This window comes from Mariniblastus fucicola (genome assembly GCF_008087665.1).
GTDB lineage: Bacteria > Planctomycetota > Planctomycetia > Pirellulales > Pirellulaceae > Mariniblastus > Mariniblastus fucicola.
In genome coordinates, this window is record NZ_CP042912.1 from 5,084,729 (window position 1) to 5,099,720 (window position 14,992).

Below are 14,992 nucleotides of genomic sequence, written 5' to 3' on the forward strand. Positions count from 1 at the left end.
AAAAAGAGCAAATCGTTTGGGTTGGATTAGCCCATCGGCACGAAAGCGGTTGCCAGTATCATCAGCACCACGATTACAAAAATCGATGAACCGACGGCCAGACCGACGATCAATTTCCACTGTGCTGATTTAAAGTCCGCTGACAGTGATCCTGGAATCGGAGAATCCGGGACCAAATCCGGATACTTTTTCGCAAGCGAGTTCCACTGCAGCAATCGAACAAAGTACCAGATGGGAATGATCAACGCACCCAACGCACTGCAAAGGATACAAAGGAAAATGGCAAGCCAGAATTGGCTCGCGTCTTTAATAATTGCGTCTGCCTTTTTGCGATCTTTGGGCTGCATATCGATTTCAGCCGGAATCGCCTGAGCCGCATTTGCAACAACAGGTGCTTTGTAAGGATTTTGACCAGCCATAGTTGAAAAGCATATACCTAGGACGAGGACGCGGACTACAGAAACGAAATGAGCATCGCAACAAAATTGCTCGTCGCATTCCATTTTGAAACGCGATGCGTGAAACACATTAGTCGTCGGACCGCTCACCCAGTGCTTCGCTCACAAATCCGACGATCTGATTTTCGTACTTCGCAGCGTCGTAAACAAGCAGGTCAGTATGTTCCGCACCTTCAAATATAACCAGTTCCTTTGGAGACGAGGCGACATCAAACATACATCGCGTTTCCTGAATCGTCGTGTGTTCATCGCGATCTCCCGACGCGATTAGTACCGGACAATCGAGGGAAGCGACTCGATCAATCGGACAAAGTTGTTTTGGTGACACCCCTAAGCGAGGATTCAGCTGAACCAGCAGGAGTGGTGCCACGACGTGATGCAGGAATCCCAACCGCATCTGAATCCGATTGTGAATGGCCTCTGTGACCGTCGGATAAACGGATTCCAAAACGATTGCATCCACATCAGGATTGGCAAGCAAAGTGGACGCTCCGCCCAGCGACCAACCAACGATCGCGACTTTTTCATCCGGGCTGTCGTCACGAACAAAGTCAACTGCCGCGAGTACATCGTGCTGTTCAAGAAACCCGCAGGTAATGTTTCGGCCTTCTGATTCTCCGTGCGCCTGCAAGTCAATCAGCAGCGTTGAGTATCCATGCTTGCGAAACAGCCTTGCGCGCGAAAGCATCGAGCGCCGGTCACCACGTATCGGGTGCAACAGAATGACGGTCGCGTTTGACTCAGACAACGGCAGGTGCCAACCAGACAATGTTGTTCCTGAATCAGAATCGAACTGAACTGACGACGCCGGAAAGTCTGCGGGAGCCAAGCCAACGGTTCTATTTGCCGGTGCTACCAAAGCGCCGCCGACAAACCAGGCCGCAACAATTAGCGCAACAAACCCGCTGGCAGCAACAATTGAAGTCCACTTCCTGATGCGACGCCAATTCATTTACTTCCCTACCGAAATAGTGATCTGGAGCCGGGAGTACCTTTATAGCCCGCGCCAACAGGTTTGCGCTGCATCGCTCCACGGATCACGCCACCGGGATCTCGGGCAACTTTATCTACAAGGTGACGAGCGTCGTTCATGAGCGGTTCCAGCTTCGTACTGACGCGTTTGACCTCCTCGGTAACTTCCTTGACATTGCGAATCGCGGCAAGTGCTTCGTCGTATGCCTCCCGGTTGTTGAACAGTTGCCCCACGGTACCGTCCTTGTTGCCGAAGGTCTCCTGAATGGTCGCGATCGTTTCTTCGAGCCCTTTGGCTTTCTCGATCAAAGCGCGGATATCCTTCACCCCGCCGTTGATTTGCTCAACCACTTCCGGCCCGGTCTCGCCAAGGCTGTCGGTGAATCGAGTGACATTGTCGAGGTTCTCGTTGACCTTGTCGCCCACGCCCGCAAAGCCATTGATGATCTTGCGGAAGTCGGATATACCCACGCGGACTTCCTTGAAGATCGCTGGCAATGTCTTTACGAATTCGTCCATGTCTTCCTGAAAGTCAGGGTCCTGAATAGTCGCATTGATCTGCTCGAAGATGCCGTTCACACTGTCAACAGCGACCTCCGCCTTCATGCTCAACTGGCGAATGTCGGCAACCATCTTTTTGATGTCACTGTCGTCATCAGTCAAAATTGCGTTAACTTGAGAAGTCAAAGTTTCAATTCCGGTTCCCGCGCTGCCGATCGTTTCACTGGTTTCGCGAATCGAGGCCAGCGTCATCGAGATATCGTCTTCAAGCTCCAAAGCCGCCTGGATCAGCTCCATCGGATTCGGCTTTACCTCATACCGTTCGACCAGGGAATTGTGGGAAACCAGCTCGCCTCGCAAATCCTGACGCAGCGGCAAAACTTCCAGGCCCGCGTCACCTAGCACCGATTCGGCACCGATCGAAATCGTTTCGTTGCCATAGATTCGCTCGCTTTCGCGGATCGCAAGTCGCAACACGACGTGGTCGTTTTCGGTTCTGACGTCGTCAACGCGACCGATCAGGATCCCGTTCTTGCGCACCGGAGTCCCAACGCGAACTCCCGGAGCGGAGACAGGTTTCAGGAACACGCTGTAGTTGCTGTTCCAACCTTCGCCATTGAGGAAAATCAAAATCGCCAGAATCAACAACACGATGATCGTGTAGATTCCGACTCTCAGTTTTTGAACGTTCTCATCCATGAGCTTGCTTTCTCATCAATCGATTGTTTTGCGAATCAGACTTCCTGGCTGATTCAATACTCGCGGTACTCTTTCCGCACGGCACATACAACGCATTGCGGCATACAGGCATCAAACGGAATGCTGTGCGGTTCGCAATTCCATCAGTCGTTCGCCGGCCTCGCCATTGATAAACTGCTGGACACGCCGATCGCGACAGTGCTCCAACTCGGGCACCGATCCGTCAAAAATGATCTGGTTTTCGTCTGGCTCAAGTCGTGTCGCTGGCAGCAACATGATGACGCGATCAGGAATCTTCTTCGCCGTATTCATATCGTGAGTCACAACAATGCTGGTCACCGGATTTCGGCGACGGGTGCGCATAATCAGCTCGTTGATCACGTCGCTCATGATCGGATCGAGCCCCGTGGTCGGTTCGTCATACATGATCAGTTCCGGGTTCATAATCAACGCCCGGGCCAGCCCAACACGCTTCTGCATTCCACCAGAAAGCTCGGCCGGTTTTTTGTACACGACAGAATCCGGTAGCCCGACTTCCGACAATCGCGACAGGACCATGTCGTGAATCTGCTGTGAGGTGAAGTTGCCGTGCTGCATTAGTGGAAAAGCCACGTTTTGCCCGATCGTCATGCTGTCAAACAGCGCAGCGTGCTGAAAAACGAATCCAAATCGCAAACGGAGTCGACTGAGCTGGCTGTCGTTGAGCGTTTGTATCTCCTCATCGTCGAAGAAGACACGGCCTTGGGTTGGATTGATCAAGCCGATGATCGACTTCATCAGGACCGTTTTTCCGCACCCGCTTTCGCCAATCAGAACAACGGTTTGTCCGGCCGGAATGGAAAGATTGATGTTTCTCAGAACGGTCTGGCGACCAAATCTGACGGTGAGGTTTTCGACACGAACCAGTGGATCGTTGGCTTCCATAAATTGATCGATCACAGCAAACTGGCTCCTTCCGGATAGAGCGTAAAGTAGATCGAATCCAGGCCGATTCCGAGGAACAGGTCCAGCACCAAAATGGCAACGAATGAATACACAAAAGAACTGGTCGATGCCGATCCAACTCCTTCTGCTCCGTCAGTACAGTTGAACCCCTGGTAACAACTGACCATCGCGATCGCCGAACCGAAGAAGATACTTTTGAACAACCCGACAAACAGGTCGAAGTTGGTAACAAATTTGGCGCTGTTGTGCCAATAGTGATGAATGTCGATTCCGAGGATGTTCACGCAATAGAAGTGACCGCCGGCAACGCCCATGAAGTCCGCCATCACCGTCAGTGTCGGAATCAGAAACAGGCAAGCCATGAATCGTGGGACAACAAGGTAGTGCACCGGATTCACGCCCATCGCCGAAAGTGCATCAATCTGTTGAGTGACTCGCATCGTTCCTAGCTCCGCCGCCATCGCACTGCCGACTCGTCCTGCCAGCATCGTGGCCGCGAGTACCGGTCCGAGTTCGCGAAGCAGCGTCATATTGATGACTCCGCCAAGTCTTGTTTCCAGCCCGATCTGTCGAAACTGGAAATAGCTTTGGACGGCCAGCACCATCCCGATGAAAGTTCCTGTCAGGGCAACGACCGGAAGCGATTTGACTCCGACCTCATAGAAGTTTGGCCAAATAGTGCCGCGACGTGGCAGACGTGAGAACATCCAGCGCAGAGTGCGGAGCGAGAACAGCGCAAAGTCGCCGAGCGAAATCAAGCCATTGACCATCGTGTCGTAGGCATTTAGCACGACGCTACCGATGTTGCTGGCGAATGCGATCAGCCAGCCGATCACGCCACTCGGGGCGGAGTCGTCAGGTAGTTGAGATGGTGAAGGGATTGAGGCCACGGTTTTGCCGGCTTGGATTTCACGGTGCCGCGGCCCAATTTATTCGGCGCGCAGCATGATTCTTCTGCCCCCTGTAGCTTCTCCTCTTTCTTCGACAACCGCTCGACCAAAACTTGAGAACTTATACCTATTGAGCAGAGTTTTCCGGCTCAGATGCTGGCAGCGGTCACGCTAGCGTTGCTATTGCTGAGAGTCGGCCGCACCAATTCGCTCCAGCCAGCCGTTTTTCCGCATCCACGATTCGCACAGCTTGGGCCAGTTGGTCACCGGCACGTCTTCGATGAAACGCGCCCCAAACCCATGTCCACCGGTATCGAACACGTGACAGTCGACAGGGACATCGGCTTCCTTGTAGAGGCGGGCCAACTCCAGAGCGTTCTGGACGGGAACGAAATCATCGAAAGCGTGAACGATAAATGCTCGCGGAGAATCCTTGTTGAGCTCCATGCCGTCGCGGAGTCCGCCTTCTTTTTTGACCATCCGGGCACCGTAGACCGGCACGATGAAGTTGGCTCGGGCAGATTGTTTGTCGACATCATCGATCGCATCGTAGCGAGCCGTCGTGAAGGCTGCATTGGCGATAACGTTTCCTCCGGCAGAGAAGCCGAGCGTTCCAACTCGATCTTTGGCCAGGTTCCATTTCTCGGCATTGTGCCGCACCATGGCGATCGCGCGTTGCAAGTCTTCCGTCGGAGCAGCCGCCGGGTCAGACTCACGCGCCGTCGGAACGCGGTACTTCAGAATGAAAGCATTGACGCCGATCGAGTTAAGCCATTGAGCGATCTCGGTGCCTTCGAGATCCCAAGCCAAAATATAGAACCCGCCGCCCGGACAGATGATGACCGAAGTTCCCGTGTTCACGTCCGCGTCTGCCGGCCAGAAATGCAGTTCGGCACTGGAGACGTTGGTGATCCGCTGCACACGCTTTCCGGCAATCAGTTCTCCGTCGTCTTTGGTTGTGTCGTGCTCTTGCCCGACGTCGAGCCGTTTGTCGGTCGCGGAATCCGGCCACACCTTAAGAACTTCGGCGTGTTCGGCAGGCTCAACCGCTTTTGCTTTCATCGGCTGGTTCCAGACCAGCCATCCGCCGCCAACCAGAACCAACAGAAAAACCAGGATAGTAAATTCGCGAGAGAGCCCAAGTTTTGTGAGTGCATTCATGGGCCTATCATCGCAGGATTGGAATGCAATTTCCAGAGTTTTGCTTTTATCGTGAAGCCAACCACACAAATCTGGCTCAGAACTTATCAGAGCTTTCTGACCAAGCCGATTACAACGCCCTGAACGCGAACGTCTTTGCGATAGATCGGCTTCATGGTTTTGTTGGCCGGCTGAAGTCTGACTCGGTTCTTTTCCGGGTACCAGTACTTGAGGGTCGTCCCGTTTTCATCGTCGCAAACGACTACGATGTCGCCGCGGTCCGCAGTCGACTGTTTCTTGACCAGCACGAAATCCCCTGGAGCGATTTGCGCATCGATCATTGATTCGCCGGTCACCTCCAGCACGTAGTCTGCCCGCCGTTCGAGCCCGTCGAACTCGAACCGCTCTGCCTGAGCAAACGTTTCAGTCAACGGCCCGGCGGAAATGCGACCAACCAGCGGCAGTCCGGCGGGAGAACATTTTTCTGTTAGGACAATCGATCGAGCACGGTTCTTCGTTCGTTTAATCATGCCCTTGGCTTCGATCCGCTTCAGCAGACCAGCAACACCGTTGGGAGACGAGATGCCGAGGTGGTCGCCGATTTCGCGAATCGTCGGCACATGATTTTTGTGCTCGATCTGCTGCTTGAGGTACTTGAGCACGCGACGCTGATTTTTGGTCAAGTCTTTGGTTTCAGGAGCCATCGTTTTGGTCCGACTTTTTTAAGTGCTTCATTTTGTGTTCCGTCGTTTCGCTCACCCGATTATATACTTCCTGCCTGTCAGCGGATAAGTCACTTTGTCGATCATCGTCTCCCAAGATTCAAATTGCGGTACAATTCGGATCTTTCGCGTTTACCATCTTTCAATCTTCTAAATCTTTCTACATCTCCAAATGGCCGAAACGTCCCCTCCAGTCTGCCTTGTTACCGGTGCCAGCAGTGGAATAGGTTACGCAACGGCGAAGCGTTTCCTGGCCGAAGGCTATCGCGTCGCCATTTGTGGACGCCGACCGGAATCGCTTCAATCCGCCGCAAATTCGCTCGGAAATGCAGATCACGTGCTGGCCATTTCCGGAGACATCGGGCTCGTTGAGACGCGTCGACGTCTGGTCGAGTCAACGTTGACAAAGTTTGGACGCATCGATGTGTTAGTTAACAATGCTGGTGCAGCGCCGCTTGGCGACTTCGAATCGATCGACGAAAGCACATTCGAAACCGTTGTCAGCACGAACATCCGCGCTGTGTTTTCGCTGACTCAAATGGTTTGGCCGACGCTGAAGAAACAGCAACGCGGTTCGATCGTCAACATTTCTTCGATGGCAGCAGTCGATCCGTTTCCAGGATTCAGTATTTACGGCGCGTCAAAGGCGTGGCTTGAGACGTTCACCAAAGCCATCGCTGCGGAAGGCGTCGATGACGCGATCCGAGTCTGTTGCGTTCGCCCCGGCGCCGTCGAAACCGATCTGCTGCGCGGGCTATTTCCCGGTTTTCCGGCCGATCAATGTGTTCGTCCGGATGACATCGCGAACAAGATATGGAGCTGCGTCGCAGATCCGGTAGGACACCCAAGCGGCGAAGCTTTTACGGTTAGCAAATAAATGGTTCGACTTTCCCGTGAAATCCGCTTCGCCTTGGTATCGCCCGAAGAGCTAGATCAGCAGACGTCTGATCGCGACCAAAAGAACTCGTGGGCAGCGTGGCCAAACACCTGCCGCATCGCTCCCCAGTTGCGATTGCGTGCCGTGGTGGAAGGCGAGCCCGACGAAATGACGGGCTATCTTTGCAACGTCAAACTGATTGACGAAGCACTGCGGCGCTTTGTGAACCAGCAGTTGATCCCTTCGCTTGCCGATTGCTTGCTGAGCCAGCTTCCGAACGCGGAGTCAGTTTTGCAACAGGCGTTGCAGTTCCTGGAGAACCAATCGCTTGACGGGGCAACGTTGATTTCTGTTTCGCTTTCACTCTCGCCCTTCCTCTCATTCAACATCGACTCTGGAGCACCTGACATGATCCAACTAACGCATCAGTTTGAGTTCTCCGCGGCTCATCGATTGCATTGCGATTCGATGTCGGCAGAAGAGAACGTGGCCACGTTTGGCAAGTGTAACAATCCGGCAGGTCACGGACACAATTACGTGGTCGAAGTGTCTGTTTCGCGTGACGTTTCAAAAAGCGGCGGTGGCCCAACAGTCGTCGGGGCAGTGGAGCTTGCTGGAATCGTGAACCGCAACGTGATTGACGTGTTGGATCACAAGCACCTTAACGAAGACATTGCATACTTTTCGGACGTCAATCCGAGCGTGGAGAACATTTCCGCTGCGATTTTCGGATGGTTGAAAAGCGACATCGAATCTGCCGGCTGCCAGCTTGCCGAAGTCAAAGTTTTCGAGACTCCGAAAACCTGGGCAAGCTTCCGCGGGTAGTTTCTCTCAACAGGCACACGCTGCTCTATCGGGAACTGGATGCGTCCAGGCTGTTGCAACTGGCGAGCACAATCTGATGAATTTTCGCAAGGAGACGAATTGATGTTTCGATCTGGTTTGGTGCTTTTCGCAATCACGCTGTTTGCCGTGACCACACGTTGCGAGTCAGTGGCTCAGGAGACGAACCCGAAAAATTCGAAAGCGAATGAAACCGTCGCTGCTGACTCTGCGGAAGATCAAATCGATTTCCAGGCAAGCCTGAAGAATCATGTCGAGCATCTCGCGACAACAATTGGCGAAAGAAATCTGCAACACCATGAAGCGCTTTGCGAGGCCGCTGACTATGTCGAGGCTCAGCTCAAGAGTTTTAAGCTGACGCCGACAATTCAAACGTTCAAAGTTCGCGGGCTTGATTGTCACAACATCGCTGTGGAAATCAAAGGTTCGAAGAATCCGGACCAGATCGTGATTGTTGGTGCTCACTACGATAGTGCACGCGGTACTCCTGGAGCCAACGACAATGGCAGCGGCACCGCAGCGTTGCTGGTGCTGGCAGAACACTTCAGCAACTCAACGCCTGCGTTCCAACCGGATCGCACGCTACGTTTTGTTGCATTTACCAATGAGGAGCCACCGTACTTTCAGACTCGTGACGAAATGGGGTCATGGGTTTATGCAGAAAGCTGCCGGTTGGAAGATCAGAACATCGTGGCCGTGATCAGTCTGGAAACGATGGGCTTTTACACCGAAGAAGCCAACAGCCAAAAATATCCACCGCCTTTGGATCGACTGTACCCGTCTACTGGAAATTTTATTGGTGTGGTCGGTAACATCGGTTCGGGTAAGTTGATGCGAAAGTTTCTCAAGTCCTTCAAAGCCAACAGCGATGTGCCAGCAGAGGGCGCGTCCTTGCCCGGCACAATGCCAGGCGTGGGCTGGTCAGACCATTGGTCTTTTTGGCAAGAAGGTTATGAAGGGCTCATGATCACCGACACCGCTCCATTTCGTTATCCGCACTACCACCGCAAGACTGATTCGCTCGACAAAATTAACTTTCCAGTGTTTGCGAAAGTGGTCGAAGGCCTGGTGAGACCAATTGAAGAATTGGTGACGCAGTAAACGATTGGGCCGAACTGAACAGCCGATGCGGTGACAAATCGCAGCGAGGTTTCATGCATCCTCGTCCGCGGATTGCTGTTGGGCTTATACTGTAATTGTCGTGCCTGCCGCGAAGTGCCGTCGTTGCCCTTCAGAATCCTGATTGTGAAAGCCCATGCGAAATCTCTTTCAAACTCTGTCGTTGCCTTTTATCCTGTGTGCATTTTCCGGATTGCTTTCGGTGAGCAACAGTCAAGCGTGCTGCTTCGACAACGAGGCTGGCAAATCCCAAAAGCATCCCAACATTGTCATGATCCTTGCGGACGACCTGGGATATGGCGATGTCGGCTGCTACAACTCTGAATCAAGAATACCGACCCCGAACCTTGATCGACTGGCGACACAGGGCATGCGTTTCGTTGACGCACACAGCCCTTGCACGGTTTGCACGCCAACCCGGTACAGTTTGATGACCGGCCAAATGGCGTTCCGGGTTCCCAACGGCGGACGCGTTTTTTCGGGCGCCGGCGGCCCTTCGTTGATCGCGCCGAACCGATTGACTCTTCCTCAAATGCTAAAGTCCGAGGGCTATACGACGGCCTGTTTCGGCAAGTGGCATATCGGGCTGACTTTCTTCGACAACGAAGGTCAGGCGATTCATAATGGCGGCTTCGACGGCGTCAAACGGATCGACTTCTCCCGAGACATTGCCGGAGGCCCAATCGACTGCGGGTTCGATCACTTCTTTGGGACAGCCTGTTGTCCCACAACGGACTGGCTCTACGCCTACATCGACGGAAAACGCATTCCGAATCCGCCAACCGGAAAGCTGGACAAGTCGAAACTGCCAAAGCATCCTTACGCCAACGACAATCGTCCTGGATTGCGAGCGGAGGACTTTGATCTGGAAGAGGTCGACATGAAGTTTCTGGAGAAGAGCCAGTCATTTCTGAAAGATCACGTTCGCGATCAACCGGACTCGCCGTTTTTTCTTTTTCACAGCACGCAAGCTGTGCACTTGCCATCGTTTCCCGGCAATAAGTTCAAAGGCAAAACCAATTCTGGTCCACACGGTGACTTCATTTTTGAACTCGACCATGTCGTCGGCGAACTGATGCAGACTCTGGAAGATCTGGAAATCGCCGATGAGACTCTCGTCATTTTCACCAGTGACAATGGACCAGAAGTTCCGACCATCTTTCACATGCGAAAGGACCACCAACACGATGGTGCCAAACCATGGCGAGGCGTCAAACGCGACAACTGGGAAGGCGGTCACCGTGTTCCGCTGATCGTCCGCTGGCCTGGCAAGGTTGCTTCCGGGTCGACCTGCTCGCAAATCACTTCGTTGACCGACGTGATGGCAACGGTCGCCGAAATCGTAGAATTCGATTTGCCATCCGATGCAGCGGAGGACAGCTTTAGCATGCTGCCAGCATTGACGGAACAGGAACAGTCTCCGATTCGCCCTTACCTTTTACAGCAGGGGTTCGGGGGCAAGAAGTATCTGGCAATCCGACGCGGCAAGTGGAAGTACCTGGCGCACAAAGGTTCCGGTGGGAACAATTACAGCACGCATGCGATGCTTAAACAGTATCAGCTCGCCGACACGGCTCCCGATGCCAGAGGCCAGCTGTTCGATCTGGAAACGGACCCCGGCGAGACTCATAACCTTGCATCGCAACACCCGGCGATTGCTTCCGAGCTGGAAAATCTGCTGCGTGAGTCAGTTGCCAACGGAAGAAGCGTGACGCGCGATTAAACAGCACCTCAACCCGCCACCGCGGTATTTGCGAAAGCATCAACTGCAAGATTCCTCCGATCAGCCGATCAAGACGTGAGTCGCATTAACGCCCGACCAGTCGCGCCAGATACTCTTTCGTGACCGCCGCCGATACGACAAGGTTGTACTCGCTGGGAACGACGATATTGGGACTCGGCGCGTAAGGTTGGCTGTAAAATCCGGCAGCGATTGGCATCACGTCCAACCCCTGAGACTTGGCCAATCGATGGGCTCGTGGCAGGTGCCAGGCAGAAGTCAACAAACCGATTCGCTGGCCCGGATTTGCGTCAGACCACTTCTTGAGATTTTGCATCTCTTCCGAAGTGTTGATTCCGTTAAGTTTCAAGATCGCCTGCGGCGCGACTCCCAGCTCTTCAAGCAGCAATGTGGCTTCTTCGTACGGATGCAGATCTTTTTCCGTTGAACGAAACGATTGCAGTCCCGTGCACATCAGCTGTTTGGCTTTGCCCGCGTGCCACAATCGAGCCGCCTGCACGATGCGGTCTCCCGACTCAGAAACCTGTGGATTGCCAGACAGCCGCGTGGTTGATCCACCGCCGAGTACAACGACGACATCGAAAGGATCGACATCGGTCAAATCCTGTTCGAAGTACGCTTGTTCGACCGTTCCAGCGTACCAACTGGTGAAGAAGCTGTTTCCGGCGACCGTCAGCAGCAGCCAACAAAGAAAGCACATCATGGCTGGCCAGGCATTACGATTGATCAGACAAAAGTAGATCGTGACCAACAGCAGGAGCCAGAGGATCCCGACTGGCATCGCCAACGCTGTGAGCAATTTTTCCAGCATCGTCATCCCGGCGACGGCACCGACGATGGCGCAGAAAACCGCTCCGACAAACAGCAACAACAGAAAATGCGGCAAGTAACGGAACTTCGTCGACCCACCACCACGCTCAATGTCGCGCGTGTAGTATTCGTCGTACTCGTCTTCCCAGTTTTTGCTTTTGCGCCAAAAGAACATGCGGCATCGATATGGTTGGTGGATTGCGAACGCTCATGATACCAAAACCGAACTTAAACCCAATCGCGTGGTCAGCGAATCGGCTTGGCCCGATCCGTCACCGTGTTTTGTGCCCGCCGACATGGTAGTCATGACAGGTTGTGCAGCTGTTGTCAGTCAACCCTTTCTGATGACAGCTGGAACAGGTCGACTTCAGGATCGGATGAAAGTTACTTTCGTAATCGGTTCGATCGAGGCTGGCGAAGGAATCGCCGTTGGAAACCGATGCATCCATTTTGTGGCAATGCGAACAATCCTGCAAAGCTGGTTGAACGAGGTGCGGACGGTGTGAGAACGAAGTGAATTGGCCTAACGCTCCGTTGCGACGATTCGCATTCCAGTTCATCACCAGAGACCGATCTTCGTTTCGTTTGAGCGTGTGGCAGTAGCGACAGTTGCCAATCGCTCCGGTCCCAGTGAGGGAACGATAGAGTTCGGACGTGGCCGCACTGGAATCCGCATCGGGTGTGGCCAACATCATCTCAAACCAATGCTTGAGAAATTCGTCCTGATGCCCCGCCGGACGGTAGTAAATTCGCAGCGACCGATCATCCCGAATCCAACCGGTACGCAGTCCGCTGCCGGTTTCCGGTTTGAGCGCCGAGACCGGTTCTTCGCCGATCGAACGGGGCATTGCTGGCGAAACGTTTGCCTGTTGAGTCGAAGTTGAGAACGGCGGAGTCACGTTTGGCTCAGTCGCAGTTCGCTGAGGCGACGTTTGTGATTGAAGTTTCGCAGCTTCAGTGCCTGCCGAATTTTCATCCAGCCCAGCCAATGGGTTCCGCGCCAATTGCTCTTGCGCAGGAACTTTTGCGAGGAAGTCACGCGGGTTGATCAGACTGGAAACATCGGCGGCTGACGATTCTCCAAACCTTGTTTTGATTTCCGCGTTGAGCCGAGGGAACCAGCGTCTTGCTGCGGCCGCAAACGAATGGCCTTCCATTCCGCGAAACATGCCTCGGACCTCTTCCGCATCCAGATCGCGACCGAGCACCGTCTCGATTCTCCGCTCGACCGCAGGAACACCTTTGCGGCTGAGTTCGTGCAGCAATCGTTTGACCGACCAGGCTAATGTAACCGCTTCTTGCACATCGCGATCGTCGCCAGGATCCAAATCTGCGAACTCAAATGATGCTGGCCGCGAGTTCAGAATCGGACCGGCTCGCGGATCGGCCATCAGCAGCAACCGCATCGCGGGAGGAAGCGGACCGTCGAAATCTCCCGTCGCTGCCAACGGCCACGAGCCGACTTTCAGATTTCGTTTTTCGATGGCTTTCATGTCCAGCATCGGCAATGACAAAACAGCAAACCCGCCGACTCCACTATCAACGATTTTCTTCTCATGACAGGACGCACACGCCTGTTCGAACGGAGCTTGAACTTTGGCATTCTGCCAGGCATCATCGAGGTGACAGCGACTGCAATCGAACACCGCGTTGCTTCCGGGAAAGTGCCTGGATGCGTGCGTTGAGTGATCGAAGGCGATATTTTGTCGTGACGCCTTGGGCCAACTGGTGAACTCCGGGTGGTCGCTTTCGAAACTGTGATAATTCGACTGATGGCAGCTTTGACATTGAGCATCGGTCATCGCCTGAAGATCCTGAGCCCCTTTGTGCTCCCGATGACAGGCGTTGCAAGCGATCTCGTTGTTCGCAGTCACCGGGGGAATCGTCAAGTTTGACACAAAGGATGCGTTTTGAAACTGAGCGGTCGTTTTCGCCAACTGTTGTGGTGCGACGTTGTGCGGGTTGAGCGCGAAGTCTTCGTTGAGCGAGGCCTTGTGGCATTCGAGACAAAGCTTTGACTGAGTCTGCTTGTTCGAAGCTCCCGAAAACGCATGCGCCACCCAACCGAATGCGGATCCGGTCGTTCCCGAATGACATGCCGCACACCGATCAGCTCCATGTCCGGCCAACAGTTGCGCGTGGCTTGAGTGCAGCGGTCCTGGAGCCAAAAACTCGTTGCTGTACGGTGACGAAAGCACGATCATCAAGGCTCCGATCGTGAACGCGATCACGCACAGAGACAGCACCTTGCGTCGCTGGCGTAGCGACGGCCGAGTCAACGTCGGCTCTTCTTCGCTGAGGTCCCGATTCCCATCGTCGCGAGTCGGCCATGGCTTGACGATCCCTGCAGGAATCTCAACCGTTGGATCGTGCGGGCGATGATAGAAGGTGTCAGAAAAGTCCTGCAGCCGCAAATCGTCTTCGGAATTCACACTCATGCGAGACCTCCACCGTAGGCGTGAGCCAACAGTCCATGCACGACGGAAAAGATCAACAGGCTCCACGTGATTGCGATGTGCACGAACAGCCACAGCTTGAGCCGACCCTGCATCGCGGTGTGATAGTCGAGGTCATCTTTCTTTCGAACCATGATTGCCAATTCGCGACTGACTCGCCGATCCTCTTGAGCCAGGAATCGATCAAGCTCTTCGATCTCAGCAATCAAATGTCGGCGTTTCCGACCTGTTGGGATCAGCATGTAGCCCAACCCACGACGGCATTCGAAAAACTTCGACAGCCGATTGACGTAGAAATTTGCCAGAACTGGTGTGCTTTCGCAGGACTCCATGACGATCGTTTGGGCGCGCCGCGCGAGGTGCCGTTTGAACGCCGGAATCCGCTCGAAGATCACTTCTTCTCCAACTGAAGTCAGCTTTCGCGGAATCGATCGCGTGGCCCAGATGCCGTAGATGCCGCTGAAAAACACGACCAGATACAACAGTGCCAGAATCGATTCAAGCATTCCGTCGGGAACTCGAAACGCAATGTGCATTGCAAAAACGGCAAACGATCCCAAACCGACATAGATGTGCATTTGCATCCAAAATGACGCACTACCGATGCCGGCAATCATCGGCAGTCGTTTTCGCATCCCAAACGCAGCCAGCAAAAACAGGCTGCCGATCAACACGTACCCGGTCAGGAAACTACTGTGCAGTAGCGAACGGTCCATCCACATCACGATCGCAGCCAGCATCGCGATTGAGGCGACGGTCAAAGTAACGTTTCGCAACCGTCGCCGCGAAAGTCGATTCATTTGTGAGAGGAACTTCATG

Annotated in this window: 14 protein-coding genes; 4 read left to right on the forward strand and 10 right to left on the reverse strand. The window is 53.8% G+C overall.

Annotated elements, in window-relative coordinates:
- Positions 1–26: 26 nt before the first annotated feature.
- The 7 genes from MFFC18_RS18965 to lexA form a co-directional block, all read right to left on the reverse strand.
- On the reverse strand, positions 27–419 hold the full coding sequence (locus MFFC18_RS18965) for a hypothetical protein (protein ID WP_075084636.1): 393 nt from the start codon (positions 417–419) through the stop codon (positions 27–29).
- A gap of 109 nt (positions 420–528) precedes the next feature.
- A complete protein-coding gene (locus tag MFFC18_RS18970) occupies positions 529–1,410 on the reverse strand; it encodes an alpha/beta hydrolase (RefSeq protein ID WP_075084637.1) in 882 nt (293 codons plus the stop codon).
- Positions 1,411–1,418: 8 nt separating this feature from the next.
- Entirely contained in the window at positions 1,419–2,630 is a 1,212-nt protein-coding gene (locus MFFC18_RS18975; RefSeq protein ID WP_075084638.1) for an MCE family protein, read from the reverse strand.
- 111 nt (positions 2,631–2,741) lie between these two features.
- Positions 2,742–3,569, reverse strand: coding sequence for an ABC transporter ATP-binding protein (locus tag MFFC18_RS18980; RefSeq protein WP_238381270.1), 828 nt, complete (start codon positions 3,567–3,569; stop codon positions 2,742–2,744).
- Positions 3,566–4,345, reverse strand: a complete 780-nt coding sequence (locus MFFC18_RS18985; RefSeq protein ID WP_075084663.1) for an MlaE family ABC transporter permease — start codon at positions 4,343–4,345, stop codon at positions 3,566–3,568. Before MFFC18_RS18985 ends, MFFC18_RS18980 begins: the two co-directional genes overlap by 4 nt.
- Positions 4,346–4,645: 300 nt before the next feature.
- On the reverse strand, positions 4,646–5,626 hold the full coding sequence (locus MFFC18_RS18990; protein ID WP_084417129.1) for an alpha/beta hydrolase: 981 nt from the start codon (positions 5,624–5,626) through the stop codon (positions 4,646–4,648).
- Positions 5,627–5,712: 86 nt separating this feature from the next.
- On the reverse strand, positions 5,713–6,309 hold the full coding sequence (lexA, locus tag MFFC18_RS18995; RefSeq protein ID WP_075084640.1) for a transcriptional repressor LexA: 597 nt from the start codon (positions 6,307–6,309) through the stop codon (positions 5,713–5,715).
- Between the two features lie 190 nt (positions 6,310–6,499).
- Here lexA and MFFC18_RS19000 point away from each other — a divergent pair, with 190 nt between their 5' ends.
- The 4 genes from MFFC18_RS19000 (at position 6,500) to MFFC18_RS19015 (ending at position 10,889) form a co-directional block, all read left to right on the forward strand.
- Complete coding sequence (locus tag MFFC18_RS19000) at positions 6,500–7,204, forward strand: SDR family oxidoreductase (protein ID WP_075084641.1); 705 nt, start codon at positions 6,500–6,502, stop codon at positions 7,202–7,204.
- Positions 7,205–8,029, forward strand: coding sequence for a 6-pyruvoyl trahydropterin synthase family protein (locus MFFC18_RS19005; protein ID WP_084417130.1), 825 nt, complete (start codon positions 7,205–7,207; stop codon positions 8,027–8,029).
- 102 nt (positions 8,030–8,131) lie between these two features.
- Positions 8,132–9,148 (forward strand): M28 family peptidase, encoded by a 1,017-nt coding sequence (locus MFFC18_RS19010; RefSeq protein WP_084417138.1) that lies wholly within the window; start codon positions 8,132–8,134, stop codon positions 9,146–9,148.
- 154 nt (positions 9,149–9,302) lie between these two features.
- Positions 9,303–10,889, forward strand: coding sequence for a sulfatase family protein (locus tag MFFC18_RS19015; RefSeq protein WP_075084642.1), 1,587 nt, complete (start codon positions 9,303–9,305; stop codon positions 10,887–10,889).
- 85 nt (positions 10,890–10,974) lie between these two features.
- On the opposite strand, the gene MFFC18_RS19020 is transcribed toward MFFC18_RS19015, so the two are convergent.
- The 3 genes from MFFC18_RS19020 to MFFC18_RS19030 all read right to left on the reverse strand — a co-directional run bounded on the left by MFFC18_RS19020 (position 10,975) and on the right by MFFC18_RS19030 (position 14,991).
- Positions 10,975–11,892: a YdcF family protein gene (locus tag MFFC18_RS19020; protein ID WP_075084643.1), complete on the reverse strand. Its 918-nt coding sequence runs from the start codon at positions 11,890–11,892 to the stop codon at positions 10,975–10,977.
- Between the two features lie 97 nt (positions 11,893–11,989).
- Positions 11,990–14,155 carry a cytochrome c3 family protein gene (locus tag MFFC18_RS19025; RefSeq protein WP_075084644.1) on the reverse strand — a complete coding sequence of 722 codons (2,166 nt, stop codon included), beginning with the start codon at positions 14,153–14,155 and terminating at the stop codon, positions 11,990–11,992.
- Entirely contained in the window at positions 14,152–14,991 is an 840-nt protein-coding gene (locus tag MFFC18_RS19030) for a hypothetical protein (RefSeq protein WP_075084645.1), read from the reverse strand. The genes MFFC18_RS19025 and MFFC18_RS19030 overlap by 4 nt, the downstream gene beginning before the upstream one ends.
- Between the last annotated feature and the right edge of the window lies 1 nt (position 14,992).

Bases quoted from the DNA above. Each gene is read 5' to 3' on its own strand.
- MFFC18_RS19005 (WP_084417130.1), top strand. From the start codon at position 7,205: ATGGTTCGACTTTCCCGTGAAATCCGCTTCGCCTTGGTATCGCCCGAA.
- MFFC18_RS18965 (WP_075084636.1), bottom strand. From the start codon at position 419: ATGGCTGGTCAAAATCCTTACAAAGCACCTGTTGTTGCAAATGCGGCT.
- MFFC18_RS18970 (WP_075084637.1), bottom strand. From the start codon at position 1,410: ATGAATTGGCGTCGCATCAGGAAGTGGACTTCAATTGTTGCTGCCAGC.
- MFFC18_RS19015 (WP_075084642.1), top strand. From the start codon at position 9,303: ATGCGAAATCTCTTTCAAACTCTGTCGTTGCCTTTTATCCTGTGTGCA.
- MFFC18_RS19000 (WP_075084641.1), top strand. From the start codon at position 6,500: ATGGCCGAAACGTCCCCTCCAGTCTGCCTTGTTACCGGTGCCAGCAGT.
- MFFC18_RS19025 (WP_075084644.1), bottom strand. From the start codon at position 14,155: ATGAGTGTGAATTCCGAAGACGATTTGCGGCTGCAGGACTTTTCTGAC.
- MFFC18_RS18975 (WP_075084638.1), bottom strand. From the start codon at position 2,630: ATGGATGAGAACGTTCAAAAACTGAGAGTCGGAATCTACACGATCATC.
- MFFC18_RS18990 (WP_084417129.1), bottom strand. From the start codon at position 5,626: ATGAATGCACTCACAAAACTTGGGCTCTCTCGCGAATTTACTATCCTG.
- MFFC18_RS19020 (WP_075084643.1), bottom strand. From the start codon at position 11,892: ATGTTCTTTTGGCGCAAAAGCAAAAACTGGGAAGACGAGTACGACGAA.
- MFFC18_RS18985 (WP_075084663.1), bottom strand. From the start codon at position 4,345: ATGGTCAATGGCTTGATTTCGCTCGGCGACTTTGCGCTGTTCTCGCTC.
- lexA (WP_075084640.1), bottom strand. From the start codon at position 6,309: ATGGCTCCTGAAACCAAAGACTTGACCAAAAATCAGCGTCGCGTGCTC.
- MFFC18_RS19030 (WP_075084645.1), bottom strand. From the start codon at position 14,991: ATGAAGTTCCTCTCACAAATGAATCGACTTTCGCGGCGACGGTTGCGA.
- MFFC18_RS19010 (WP_084417138.1), top strand. From the start codon at position 8,132: ATGTTTCGATCTGGTTTGGTGCTTTTCGCAATCACGCTGTTTGCCGTG.